The organism is Pseudoxanthomonas sacheonensis, assembly GCF_010093305.1.
GTDB lineage: Bacteria > Pseudomonadota > Gammaproteobacteria > Xanthomonadales > Xanthomonadaceae > Pseudoxanthomonas_A > Pseudoxanthomonas_A sacheonensis.
This window is the reverse complement of the sequence record NZ_PDWS01000002.1, coordinates 156938-170085: the sequence shown is the minus strand read 5'-3', so window position 1 is coordinate 170085 and position 13148 is coordinate 156938. Positions and strand designations below refer to the sequence as shown.

9 protein-coding genes are annotated in these 13148 nt (G+C 63.9%); all 9 read left to right on the top strand.

Translation table 11 applies throughout. The annotated features are described in order from the left end of the window. On the top strand, window positions 1-1917 hold the full coding sequence (gene dnaK / locus CSC73_RS02710) for a molecular chaperone DnaK (protein WP_163838885.1): 1917 nt from the start codon (window positions 1-3) through the stop codon (window positions 1915-1917). Between the two features lie 146 nt (window positions 1918-2063). Continuing rightward, window positions 2064-3191, top strand: a complete 1128-nt coding sequence (gene dnaJ, locus CSC73_RS02705; protein ID WP_163838884.1) for a molecular chaperone DnaJ — start codon at window positions 2064-2066, stop codon at window positions 3189-3191. Between the two features lie 48 nt (window positions 3192-3239). Continuing rightward, window positions 3240-4445: an aminotransferase-like domain-containing protein gene (locus tag CSC73_RS02700; RefSeq protein ID WP_163838883.1), complete on the top strand. Its 1206-nt coding sequence runs from the start codon at window positions 3240-3242 to the stop codon at window positions 4443-4445. A gap of 22 nt (window positions 4446-4467) precedes the next feature. Further along, window positions 4468-5184 carry a 4-hydroxy-tetrahydrodipicolinate reductase gene (gene dapB / locus CSC73_RS02695; RefSeq protein ID WP_163838882.1) on the top strand — a complete coding sequence of 239 codons (717 nt, stop codon included), beginning with the start codon at window positions 4468-4470 and terminating at the stop codon, window positions 5182-5184. Between the two features lie 182 nt (window positions 5185-5366). Next, window positions 5367-6491, top strand: a complete 1125-nt coding sequence (gene carA / locus CSC73_RS02690; RefSeq protein WP_163838881.1) for a glutamine-hydrolyzing carbamoyl-phosphate synthase small subunit — start codon at window positions 5367-5369, stop codon at window positions 6489-6491. Between the two features lie 87 nt (window positions 6492-6578). Continuing rightward, complete coding sequence (locus tag CSC73_RS02685; RefSeq protein ID WP_163838880.1) at window positions 6579-8480, top strand: S9 family peptidase; 1902 nt, start codon at window positions 6579-6581, stop codon at window positions 8478-8480. 17 nt (window positions 8481-8497) lie between these two features. Then, complete coding sequence (gene carB / locus CSC73_RS02680) at window positions 8498-11743, top strand: carbamoyl-phosphate synthase large subunit (RefSeq protein ID WP_163838879.1); 3246 nt, start codon at window positions 8498-8500, stop codon at window positions 11741-11743. 8 nt (window positions 11744-11751) lie between these two features. Next, window positions 11752-12216, top strand: a complete 465-nt coding sequence (gene greA / locus CSC73_RS02675; protein WP_211840792.1) for a transcription elongation factor GreA — start codon at window positions 11752-11754, stop codon at window positions 12214-12216. Between the two features lie 11 nt (window positions 12217-12227). Beyond that, window positions 12228-13148: a phosphoglycerate mutase gene (locus tag CSC73_RS02670; protein WP_163838877.1), complete on the top strand. Its 921-nt coding sequence runs from the start codon at window positions 12228-12230 to the stop codon at window positions 13146-13148.

The window sequence follows — 13148 nt, the reverse complement described above, 5'->3', positions numbered from 1 at the left end:
ATGGGCAAGATCATTGGCATCGACCTGGGCACGACCAACTCGTGCGTGGCGATCATGGACGGCGGCAAAGCCCGCGTCATCGAAAACTCGGAAGGCGACCGCACCACGCCCTCCATCGTCGCCTACACCAAGGACGGCGAAGTGCTGGTGGGCGCATCGGCCAAGCGCCAGGCCGTCACCAATCCCAAGAACACCTTCTACGCGGTGAAGCGCCTGATCGGCCGCAAGTTCACCGACGCCGAAGTGCAGAAGGACATCGGTCTGGTTTCCTACGGTATCGTCCAGCACGACAACGGCGACGCCTGGGTCGCCACCTCCGACGGCAAGAAGCTGTCGGCGCAGGAAATCTCCGCGCGCATCCTGGAAAAAATGAAGAAGACGGCCGAAGCCTTCCTGGGCGAAACCGTCACCGAGGCCGTGATCACCGTGCCGGCCTACTTCAACGACAGCCAGCGCCAGGCGACCAAGGACGCCGGCAAGATCGCCGGCCTGGACGTCAAGCGCATCATCAACGAACCCACCGCGGCCGCGCTGGCCTACGGCCTGGACAAGGATGGCGGCGACCGCAAGATCGTGGTCTACGACCTGGGCGGCGGCACCTTCGACGTGTCGGTGATCGAGATCGCCAACGTCGACGGAGAGAAGCAGTTCGAAGTGCTGGCCACCAACGGCGACACCTTCCTGGGCGGCGAAGACTTCGACAAGCGCGTCATCGATTATCTGGTCGAGGAATTCCAGAAGGACCAGGGCATCGACCTGCGCAAGGATCCGCTGGCCCTGCAGCGCCTGAAGGACGCGGCCGAGCGCGCCAAGATCGAACTGTCGTCCTCGCAGCAGACCGAAGTGAACCTGCCGTACGTCACCGCAGACGCCTCGGGCCCGAAGCACCTCAACATCAAGCTGACCCGCGCCAAGCTGGAAGCATTGGTTGAAGACCTGATCAAGAAGACCATCGAGCCGTGCCGCATCGCCATGAACGATGCCGGCCTGCGCACCAGCGACATCGGCGAAGTGATCCTGGTCGGCGGCCAGACCCGCATGCCCAAGGTGCAGGCGGCGGTGACCGAGTTCTTCGGCAAGGAGCCGCGCAAGGACGTCAACCCCGACGAAGCCGTGGCGCTGGGCGCCGCGATCCAGGGCGGCGTGCTGGGCGGCGACGTCAAGGACGTGCTGTTGCTGGACGTGACCCCGCTGAGCCTGGGCATCGAGACCCTGGGCGGCGTGTTCACCAAGATCATCGAGAAGAACACCACCATTCCGACCAAGGCATCGCAAACCTTCAGCACCGCCGAGGACAACCAGTCCGCGGTGACCGTGCACGTGCTGCAGGGCGAGCGCGAACAGGCCCGCTTCAACAAGTCGATGGCCAAGTTCGACCTGTCCGGCATCGAGCCGGCCCCGCGCGGCCTGCCGCAGGTGGAGGTGTCCTTCGACATCGACGCCAACGGCATCATCCACGTCAGCGCCAAGGACAAGAAGACCAACAAGGAACAGAAGGTCGAGATCAAGTCCGGTTCGGGCCTGTCCGAGGCCGAGATCGCGCAGATGGTGGCCGACGCAGAAGCGCACCGCGAAGAAGACCAGAAGTTCCACGAGCTGGTGCAGGCGCGCAACCAGGCCGACAGCCTGATCCATGCCACCCGCAACGCCATCACCGAGCACGGCAGCAAGGTCGACGGCAGCGTCATCGGCAATGTCGAAGCCGCGCTTGCGGATCTGGAGACGGCGATGAAGGGCGACGACAAGGCCCAGATCGAAGCCAAGACCAAGAGCCTGGAAGAAGCCGGCCAGTCGCTGTACGCGGCCGCTGCCGCCGCTTCGCAACCCGGCGACGCCGGTGCGGGCCCGCAGTCGGGCGCGGGCGACGACGTGGTGGATGCCGAGTTCACCGAAGTCAAAGAAGACGAAAAGAAGTAAAAGCGGGAATAAAGGATGGGGAATCGGGAATTGGAAGTGCGAGGCTCCGCCGCGCATGCCCTGACACCCGGTTCCCCGTTCTTGTGTCCGTTGTACGGAACTTGCTTTAGACCATTCCCCACTCCCTATTTCCAATTTCCGGCTACATGAGCAAGCGCGACTACTACGAAGTCCTGGGCGTGGCCCGCAACGCCAGCGAAGATGAGCTGAAGAAGGCTTATCGTCGCTGCGCGATGAAGCACCACCCCGACCGCAATCCCGGCGATTCCGCCGCCGAAGCCGCGTTCAAGGAATGCAAGGAAGCCTACGAAGTGCTGTCCGACGGCGGCAAGCGCCGCATGTACGACCAGCACGGGCACGCCGCGTTCGAACACGGCATGGGCGGTGGCGGCGCGGGACCCAACCCGGCCGACATGGGCGACATTTTTGGCGACATTTTCGGCAATATCTTCGGTGGAGGCGGCGGGGCACGCGCCGCGCGCCGTGGCGCCGACGTCGGTTACGTGATGGAGCTGGATCTGGAAGAAGCCGTCGCCGGGATCGAGAAGCGCATCGAGATTCCCACGCTCGCTGCCTGCGAGCCTTGCCATGGCTCCGGTTCGGAAGACGGCAAGACCGAAACCTGCAGCACCTGCGGCGGTCGCGGCCAGGTGCGCATGCAGCGCGGCATCTTCGCCATGCAGCAGGCCTGCCCGCACTGCGGCGGACGTGGCCAGGTCATCCGCAATCCCTGCAAGACCTGCCACGGCGCCGGCCGGGTGGAAGAAGAGAAAGTCCTGTCGGTGAAGATTCCCGCCGGCGTCGACAACGGCGACCGTATCCGCCTGGCGGGCGAGGGCGAAGCCGGGCCCGTCGGCACTCCTCCGGGCGATCTGTATGTGGAGGTGCGCGTGCGCGAGCACGAGATCTTCCAGCGCGACGGCGACGACCTGCACTGCGAAGTGCCCATCCGCATCTCCCAGGCCGCGCTCGGCGACACCGTGCGCGTGCCCACGCTGGACGGCGAGGCGGAAATCCGCATTCCCGCCGAAACCCAGACCGGCAAGCTGTTCCGCCTGCGCGGCAAGGGCGTGAAATCCGTGCGCAGCCGCAGCACCGGCGATCTGTTTTGCCGGGTGGCGGTGGAAACGCCGGTCAACCTGACCGCCGAACAGCGCGAGCTGATGGAGAAGTTCGAAGCGACCTTCACCGGCGAGGACGCGCGCAGGCATTCGCCCAAGTCGGCGACGTTCCTGGATGGGGTCAAGTCGTTCTGGGACCGGATGACGTCGTAGTTGGCGCGAGCCAAGCCCAGGCGCGGTTAACCCGGTAAACTTGGCCCCATGACTACCTCCATCCGCATCTCCAAGCGCGCCCAGGGCCTCACCAGCTCGGCGATCCGTGAAATCCTCAAGGTCACCGAGCGCCCGGAGGTCATTTCCTTCGCCGGCGGCCTGCCGTCGCCGGACACCTTCCCCATCGAGCGCATGCGCTGGGCCTGCACCAAGGTGCTGGACGAAGCCCCGCAGGCCGCGCTGCAGTACGGTCCCACCGAGGGCTATACGCCATTGCGCGAGTGGGTCGCCGCGCGTCTCAGCCAGAATGGCGCGACCATCCGCCCCAGCCAGGTGCTGATCACCACTGGCTCCCAGCAGGGCCTGGACCTGCTGGGCAAGGTGCTGATCGACGAAGGCAGCAAGGTGCTGGTGGAAACCCCCAGCTACCTGGGTGCCTTGCAGGCGTTTTCGCTGTTCCAGCCTGCGTTCTCGGCCATGCAGACCGACGAACAAGGTATCGTCGTCGATGCGTTGACGGCCGAACAGCTGGCGGGTGCGCGGTTCATGTACTGCCTGCCCAATTTCCAGAATCCCACCGGGCGCCGCCTGCCGCTCGATCGCCGCAAGGCATTGCTGGAAAAAGCCATCGCAGCCGGCGTGCCGGTGGTCGAAGACGACCCCTACGGCGAGCTTTGCTACAGCGGCGACGCGCTCCCCAGCCTGCTGTCGATGGCTCCGGAGAACGTGATCTACATGGGCTCGTTCTCCAAGGTGCTGGCGCCGGGCCTGCGCCTGGGCTTCGTGGTCGCGCCGGAAGAACTGCACGGCAAGCTGGTGCAGGCCAAGCAGGCGGCCGACCTGCATACGCCGTCGTTCTCGCAGCGCATCGTCTATGAAGCCGTGCAGGACGGCTTCCTGGACGCCCACATCCCCACCATCCGCACTCTGTATGCGAAGCAGTGCGAGCTGATGCTGGCCGCGCTTGACCGCTATTTCCCCAGCGAAGCGAGCTGGAACCAGCCGGCCGGTGGCATGTTCATCTGGGTCAATCTGCCCGAGGGCGTGGACAGCGGCGCGTTGCTGGCCAAGGCCATCGAGCAGAACGTGGCGTTCGTACCCGGCGCGCCGTTCTATGCGGTCGACCCGCAGGCGAACACGCTGCGCCTGTCCTTCGTCACCGTGCCCGCGGAGAAGATCGAGATCGGCATGCAGAAACTCGGCGCGCTGCTGAAAGCGGAAATCGCCGCGCTTGCGCGGCCCGCGGCCGCTTGAGCCGGAGCACGGACAGCTACGCATGAGCGAGCAAACGGTGCGACTGCTGATCCACGGCGCTTCCGGGCGCATGGGCGAGGCGCTGCTGCGCTTGTGCGCGGAGCAGGGCGGTTGCCAGGTGGTTGCCGCCGTCACCCGCAAATCGCCTGCGCAACGGGTAATCGATGGAGTGCCTTTCTTCGCGGCGAAAGAACTGTCCGGCGTTCCCGCCTTCGATGTCGCCATCGATTTCAGCCTGCCGGAAGGCTTCGACCCGGTGCTCGATCTATGCGTGGTCCGTGGCGCCGCGCTGGTGTCGGGAACCACCGGCTTGAGCGATGCGCAGCGCGCCGCGTTGGACGAGGCGGCGAAAAGCATCCCGCTGGTGTGGGCTTCCAATTTCAGCCTGGGTGTGGCGGTACTGACCGAACTGGTGGAGCGCGCCGCGGCGGCCTTGCCGGGCTGGGATTGCGATGTGGTCGAAGCCCACCACAGCCAGAAGAAGGATGCGCCCTCCGGCACTGCACTGACTCTGGGCGAAGCCGCGGCCGCCAATGGCGCCAAGGTCAACTACGCCAGTCTGCGTGCGGGCGATATCGTCGGCGAGCACACGGTCCAGTTCACCGGCCTGGGCGAACGCCTGGAGCTGGTGCACCGGGCCGGCAACCGCGATATTTTCGCCCGCGGCGCCTTGCATGCGGCTTCGCGCATCGCCGGCAAGCCCGCCGCGGCCTACCGGGTCCGGGATTTGCTGAACTGAGCGCCAGGTCGGTGCCGGTTTTGTCCGGTTGCCGAAAAAACGACTGGCGCCCGCGACCCCGCGCCCGTACAATTCTCGCTCGCCTGATACCCACCGCCACGGACCGGAGAAATACCGAGTTCGCGGTTTCTTGCAGCCGCAAGTTGGAGGGACAGGGTTCCTTCACCCCCAAGGCGAGCCCAGTGACCCAACCCGCAATCCTCGTACTCGAAGACGGCACCGTATTCGAGGGCGAATCCGTAGGCGCGAGCGGCCTTTCCGCAGGCGAGGTGGTGTTCAACACCGCCATGACCGGCTATCAGGAAGTCCTCACCGATCCTTCTTACGCCCGCCAACTGGTCACTCTGACCTATCCCCACATCGGCAACACCGGCTGCACCGACCAGGACGACGAAGCGCGCCAGGCCTGGTCCGCCGGCCTGATCGTGCGCGATGTGCCGCGCCGTCCCAGCAACTGGCGCAACCAGCAGGCGCTGCCCGAATGGCTGGCGCAGCGCAACGTGGTGGCTATCGCCGGTATCGACACCCGCAAGTTGACACGCATCCTGCGCGACCGCGGTTCGCAGAACGGCGCTCTGATGGCTGGCGAGATCGATGTCGAAAAGGCCCTTGAAGCCGCACGCAAGTTCCCCGGCCTGAAGGGCATGGATCTGGCCAAGGTGGTCTCCACCACCCAGAGCTACCCCTGGAAAGACGGGCAACTGAATCTGGATACGGGGATGCCCGTCAATGCACAGGTCAAATTCAAGGTCGTCGCCTACGATTTCGGCGTCAAGTTGAACATCCTGCGCATGCTGGCCGAGCGCGGCTGCGAAGTGACCGTGGTACCTGCGCAGACCTCCGCTGCGGATGCGCTGGCGCTCAAGCCGGACGGCGTATTCCTGTCCAATGGTCCCGGCGATCCGGAACCCTGCGATTACGCGATTGCCGCGATCCGCGAGTTCGTCGCCAGGAAGATCCCGACCTTCGGCATCTGCCTGGGCCACCAGTTGCTTGCGCTCGCAGCCGGCGCCAAGACCTTGAAGATGGGCCACGGCCACCACGGCGCCAACCATCCGGTGCAGGACCTCGACAGCGGCCGGGTGATGATCACTTCGCAGAACCATGGCTTTGCGGTCGACGAAGCCACACTACCGGGCAACGTGCGCGTGACCCATCGTTCGCTGTTCGACGGCACCAACCAGGGCATCGAGTTGACCGATGCGCCGGCGTTCTCGTTTCAGGGGCATCCGGAAGCTTCGCCGGGGCCGCATGACGTGGCCCCTTTATTCGACAGGTTCGTACAGTCGATGCAGGCCAAGGCTTGAACGGATACTGAAAGAGACATTTACGTGGACAGTTTGGCAAGGGGACGGCCTGCAAGCCGTGAACGGAACTCAAAAAGGAGATTTGACATGAAGGTATTTAGTCGATTGCTGTTGCTGCTACTACTAGTTCCATCTGTGTTGATGGCGCGGGAAGTGCCTATCCGTGACTTCTTCAAGGATCCGGAGTTCAGGAGCGTGCGACTCTCTCCGGACGGCAAGCATATGTCGGTTATCATCCCGCAAGGCGACCGGTCGATCCTCGCCGTGTTGCAGGTCTCCGACCGCAAGGTCATCGGCAAATGGGACTATGGCGAGAATCGCCATTTCGAAGAAGTGTTGTGGGTCAACAACGACCGACTTCTCTTCTGGGTCGGCTTCAAGCTCGGAAGCTTCGATTTCAAGATCGCCAAGGGCGACCTCTACGCCTCCAACATCGATGGCACCGGCAGGCTGGACATTGAGAATGGCGCGTTCTACAGCATCGTCGACACCACGCCAGCCGACCGTGAGACCGTATTGGTCCAAAGATCAGTCGATAGCGCCTTCCTATTCAAGCTCAACGTTTATAACGGCCGCATCACAACCGTGGCGACAGCGCCCGTCGATGGTGGCGGCTTCCTCGTCGACCATGACCTGAAGGTACGTTACGCAGTCGGCTCGATGAACGACGGACGACAGGTGACGTTGCGGAAAGACGGCGAAAAGTGGACTAAGATCCACGAATCAGAGCGCTCAGGTGAAACTTTCCGCCCTATCGGATTCGCGGCCGATAACAAGCATGTCTATTTCGCCAAGAGCAAGGACGGCAAGCCGAGTTCAATTGTCCTCCTTGATCCGGAAACGCAGGAAGAGACGGCGGTTGCAGCCAACCCTAATGTCAGTGCGTCCGGCGCCATTTGGAGTAGCGACGACAAGACCCTGTTGGCGTTGGAGTTCGAGGACGGGCTCCCATACATCGAGTTCGTGAACAAAGATCATCCGGAAGCGAAGATTCTCGCCGGGCTCGTCAATGCATTCCCGGGAAAAGCCATTTCTTATAGCGGTACCTCTGACGACGGGCGTTACTTCCTCGTCTATGCGTACAGTGATCGCGATCCGGGAGAGGTCTACCTGTACGACAGTCAGACCAAAAAAGCGGCGTACCTGCTCTCGGCGATGGATTGGATAAAGCCGGAAGAAATGTCCTCAATGAAGCCGGTATCCGTCAAGGCAAGAGACGGCCTTACCCTTCACGGTTATCTGACAGTGCCCGCGGGATCCACTGGCAAGAATCTGCCATTGATCATCAATCCGCATGGAGGACCTCACGGCGTACGCGATAGCTGGGGTTTCAATCCTGAAGTGCAGCTGCTAGCTAACCGCGGCTACGCAGTGTTGCAAATCAACTATCGCGGGTCCGGTGGATATGGCGGAGCGTTCGAGCGTGCCGGCTATCGCAAATGGGGCACGGCAATGCAGGATGACCTTACCGATTCGGTGCAATGGGCGATCCGTGAAGGCGTCGCCGACCCTGGCCGAGTCTGCATCTACGGGGCGTCTTATGGCGGCTACGCCGCGTTGATGAGTGTGGTGCGGGAACCGGATCTGTATAAATGCACCGTGGGCTACGTGGGTGTCTATGACCTCGACATCCAGCGGGACGCTGATTTCGCGGACCACGTCAGCGGCCGAAATTACCTGAAGGATGTGTATCCGGTCTCTAAGGCCGAGCGTGTCGCTCAGTCCCCCGGCTACCATGCTGACCGCATAAAGGCTGGCATCATGCTGGTCCACGGCGCGAAGGACATTCGGGTGCCAATCCGGAACATGTACTTCCTTATCGACCAGTTGGAGAAGGCCGGCAAGAAGCCGGACGACGTAGTGGTGGAGAAGAAGGAACAGCACGGCTTCAGGGACTTGGAGAACAACGTCAATCTCTATACCAAGATGCTTGTCTTCTTCGACAAATACATCGGCCCGGCAAGCGCGTCCACGCAAGTCGCCAAGTAATCCGGAAAGCGAACCCCATGCCCAAACGCAGCGACCTAAAAACCATCCTGATCATCGGCGCAGGCCCCATCGTCATCGGGCAGGCCTGCGAATTCGATTATTCGGGCGCGCAGGCCTGCAAGGCGCTTAGGGACGAGGGCTACCGGGTGGTGCTGGTCAACAGCAATCCGGCCACCATCATGACCGATCCGGAAATGGCCGATGCGGTCTACATCGAGCCCATCACCTGGCAGATGGTCGAGAAGATCATCGCCAAGGAGAGGCCCGATGCCCTGCTGCCCACCATGGGCGGACAGACCGCGCTCAACTGCGCGCTGGACCTGGCCGATAACGGCGTGCTGGAGAAGTACGACGTCGAGCTGATCGGCGCCAAGCGCGAAGCGATCATGATGGCCGAGGACCGCGAGCTGTTCCGCGTGGCGATGAAGGAGATCGGCCTGGAATGCCCGAAGGCCGAAGTCGCGCGTTCGCTTGAGCAGGCGCTGGATATCCAGACCCGCGTGGGCTATCCCACCATCATCCGCCCCAGCTTCACCCTGGGCGGCAGCGGCGGTGGCATCGCCTACAACCGCGAAGAACTGATCGAGATCGTCAACCGCGGCCTGGAGCTCTCGCCGACCAGCGAAGTGCTGGTGGAAGAATCGGTGCTGGGCTGGAAGGAATTCGAGATGGAAGTGGTCCGCGACACCGCGGACAACTGCATCATCGTCTGCTCCATCGAGAACCTGGACCCGATGGGCGTGCACACCGGCGACTCGATTACTGTCGCTCCTGCGCAGACCCTGACCGACAAGGAATACCAGCGCCTGCGCGATGCTTCCATCGCGGTGCTGCGCAAGATCGGCGTGGACACCGGCGGTTCCAACGTGCAGTTCGGCATCAACGCGCAGACCGGCCGCGTGGTGGTGATCGAAATGAATCCGCGCGTGTCGCGTTCGTCGGCGCTGGCTTCCAAGGCCACCGGCTTCCCCATCGCCAAGGTCGCCGCCAAGCTCGCCGTGGGCTACACGCTGGACGAACTGCGCAACGAAATCACCGGCGGGCTCACTCCGGCCTCGTTCGAGCCGGCCATCGACTACGTGGTCACCAAGATCCCGCGTTTCGCCTTCGAGAAATTCCCCGCCGCCGATGCGCGCCTGACCACGCAGATGAAATCGGTGGGCGAGGTGATGGCGATGGGCCGCACTTTCCAGGAATCGCTGCAGAAGGCCTTGCGCGGGCTGGAAACCGGCAAGGTGGGCCTGGACCCGACCGGCCTGGACCTGTCCAACGCCGACGACCTGGCCACGTTGCGCCGCGAGATGAAGGAACCCGGTCCGGAACGGCTGTTCTATGTCGCCGACGCCTTCCGCGCCGGGATGAACGTGGAAGACGTGCACGCGCTGTCGTTCATCGATCCCTGGTTCCTGGATCAGATCGAGGAAATCATCGCCGAAGAAAAACAGCTGACCGCTGCGGGCCTGGGGTCGCTGGATGCGGCGCGCCTGCGCAAGCTCAAGCGCATGGGGTTCTCGGATACGCGCCTGGCGCAGTTGTCCCAGACCAATGAAACCGCCGTGCGCAACCTGCGCCGCACGCTCAAGGTCAAGCCGGTCTACAAACGCGTGGATTCCTGCGCGGCGGAGTTCTCCACCAGCACGGCCTACCTGTACTCGACCTACGAGGACGAGTGCGAAGCCGAGCCGACCGGCCGCGACAAGATCATGATCCTGGGCGGCGGCCCCAACCGCATCGGCCAGGGCATCGAGTTCGACTACTGCTGCGTGCACGCGGCGCTTGCGCTGCGCGAGGATGGTTACGAAACCATCATGGTCAACTGCAACCCGGAAACCGTCTCCACCGACTACGACACCTCCGACCGTCTGTACTTCGAACCGCTGACGCTCGAGGACGTGCTGGAGATCGTGGAGCTGGAGCAGCCCAAGGGCGTGATCGTGCAGTACGGCGGCCAGACCCCGCTGAAGCTGGCGCAGGCGCTGGAAGCCAATGGCGTGCCGGTGATCGGCACCTCGCCCGATTCCATCGATCTGGCCGAGGACCGCGAACGTTTCCAGCAACTGGTCGAGAAACTGGGCCTGAAGCAGCCGCCCAACCGCATCGCCCGCAACGACCAGGAAGCGCTGGTGCTGGCACGCGAGATCGGCTACCCGCTGGTGGTGCGCCCGTCCTACGTGCTCGGCGGCCGCGCCATGGAAATCGTCTACGGCGAATCCGACCTGGCCCGCTACGTGCGCGACGCGGTCAAGGTCTCCAACGATTCGCCGGTGCTGCTGGACCGCTTCCTGGACAATGCGGTGGAAGTGGACGTGGACATCATCGCCGACAGTACCGGTGCGGTGCTGGTGGGCGGGGTGATGGAGCACATCGAGGAAGCCGGCGTGCATTCCGGCGACTCGTCCTGCTCGCTGCCGCCTTATTCGCTGTCCGCAAAAACGCAGGCCGAATTGCGCCGCCAGGTAGTTGAGCTGGCCAAGGCCCTCAACGTGGTCGGCCTGATGAACACGCAGTTCGCCATCCAGACTGGCGACAACGGCGACGACACCATCTTCCTGTTGGAAGTGAATCCGCGTGCCTCGCGCACCGTGCCGTTCGTGTCCAAGGCCACCGGCATGCCGCTGGCCAAGATCGCCGCGCGCTGCATGGCCGGTAAATCGCTGGCCGAGCAGGGCGCAGTGAAGGAAATCGTGCCGCACTACTATTCGGTCAAGGAAGCCATCTTCCCGTTCGCCAAGTTCCAGGGCGTCGATCCCATCCTCGGCCCGGAGATGCGCTCCACCGGCGAGGTGATGGGCGTGGGCCGCAACTTCGGCGCCGCGTTCGCGCGCGCGCAGGAAGCCGGCGGCATCAAGGCGCCGCCGGTGGGCAAGGTGTTCCTGTCGGTGCGCGATCCGGATAAATCCCGCGTGCTGCCGGTGGCCAAGGATCTGATCGAGCGCGGCTACACGCTGGTGGCCACCCGCGGCACCTGCGCCTGGCTGCAACAGAACGGACATGCCTGCGAACAGATCAACAAGGTGGTCGAAGGCCGCCCGCACATCGTCGATCTGATCAAGAACGGCGAAATCGTGTATATCGTCAACACGACCGAAGGACGCCAGGCGATTTCCGACTCGTTCTCGATCCGGCGCGAAGCCCTCCAGCATCGCGTGACCTATTCCACCACCATCGCCGGCGCCCGCGCGCTGGTGCATTCGCTGGAGTTCCGCGGCACCGGCCCCGTCTGGGCGCTGCAGGAACTGCACAAGGAGCTGCAAGGGCAATGAGAGCGCCAATGACCCTGAAAGGCGCGCAACGACTGCGCGACGAACTGGACCAATTGAAATCGGTGAAGCGCCCCGAGGTCATCAACGCGATCGCCGAAGCGCGCGCGCACGGGGACCTGAAGGAGAACGCCGAGTACCACGCGGCGCGCGAGCAGCAGAGCTTCATCGAAGGCCGCATCAAGCAATTGGAAGGCGAGCTTTCGCACGCAGAAGTCATCGACGTGGCCCAGCTCAACGCCGGCTCGCGCGTGGTCTTCGGCGCCACCGTGACCTTGGCCGACGTGGAAACCGACGAAGAGAAGAAGTACCAGATCGTCGGCGACCTGGAAGCGGACATCAAGCTGGCCATGATCGCCATTTCCTCGCCGCTGGCCCGTGCCCTGATCGGCAAGAACGAAGGCGATTCGGTGGTCATCGACGCGCCCGCCGGCCAGCGCGAGTACGAAATCGTCAGCGTCGCGTACGCGGGTTGAGCGAACCACCGATGGCATCGGCGACGCTGCTGCTGCCCGCGCGTTCGCGATTCGCGGGCCAGCCGTTGCCGGTTACGTTCGCCAAGGCGCTGGCGCAGGCCGATCGCCTGAACAGCGGGGCGGGCGAATGCGAACAACTGCGCCGCCATTTCCAGTTGATCCCGGACCATTGGCCCGTCGCCGCGCTTACCCGGCAACTGGATGCCGGCGATGCCGCGCAGTCGTCGTGGCTGCGCGTGGATCCCGCGCATGTGGCGCCGGACATGGGCGGGGCGCGGATGCTTTCGCATGGCGAGGCGCTGGCGCTCACGGCCGAGGACAGCGCCCAATTGCTGCCCGCCTTGCGGCCGTTGTTCGGCGACGCCGGGTTCGCCCTGGATGCGCCGCATCCTTCGCGCTGGTACCTGCGCCTTCCGCGCGAGTCGAAGTTGCCGGCGTTCGCCGCGCCGGACGAAGTGCTGGGCGAAGACCTGTTCGCGCACCTGCCAGAAGGCGACCTGGGGCGTCGCTGGCGTGCGTTGCTCACCGAAACCCAGGTGATCCTGCACAACCATCCCTGGAACGCCATGCGCGCTTCGCTAGGCAAACCGGCGGTCAATTCCCTCTGGTTCTGGGGCGCGGGCGCGCTGCCGGATTTCGTGCGCACGCATTACAAGCAGGTCAAAGGCAACGAGACCCTGTTGCGCGCATTGGCAGGCGCCGCGGGAATACCGGGTGCGGCCAGCGAGGGCGAGGAAGTCGACGCGCTGGTCGACCTGCGCCATCTGCGCGACCTGGCTCTGGTGGCCCACGAAGCCGTGCAGCCGCTGCTGGAAGCGGTGCGCAAGCGCGAACTGCAATCGCTGACCCTCGACTTCGAGGACGGCGCGATTTTCCAACTGCGCCGCGACCAGCGCTGGCGATTCTGGCGCAAGCCGCTGGCGACGCTGTAA

Coding starts and splice junctions, on each gene's coding strand:
- dapB (WP_163838882.1), top strand. CDS start 4,468: ATGAGCGAGCAAACGGTGCGACTGCTGATCCACGGCGCTTCCGGGCGC.
- carB (WP_163838879.1), top strand. CDS start 8,498: ATGCCCAAACGCAGCGACCTAAAAACCATCCTGATCATCGGCGCAGGC.
- CSC73_RS02670 (WP_163838877.1), top strand. CDS start 12,228: ATGGCATCGGCGACGCTGCTGCTGCCCGCGCGTTCGCGATTCGCGGGC.
- greA (WP_211840792.1), top strand. CDS start 11,752: ATGACCCTGAAAGGCGCGCAACGACTGCGCGACGAACTGGACCAATTG.
- CSC73_RS02685 (WP_163838880.1), top strand. CDS start 6,579: ATGAAGGTATTTAGTCGATTGCTGTTGCTGCTACTACTAGTTCCATCT.
- dnaK (WP_163838885.1), top strand. CDS start 1: ATGGGCAAGATCATTGGCATCGACCTGGGCACGACCAACTCGTGCGTG.
- dnaJ (WP_163838884.1), top strand. CDS start 2,064: ATGAGCAAGCGCGACTACTACGAAGTCCTGGGCGTGGCCCGCAACGCC.
- CSC73_RS02700 (WP_163838883.1), top strand. CDS start 3,240: ATGACTACCTCCATCCGCATCTCCAAGCGCGCCCAGGGCCTCACCAGC.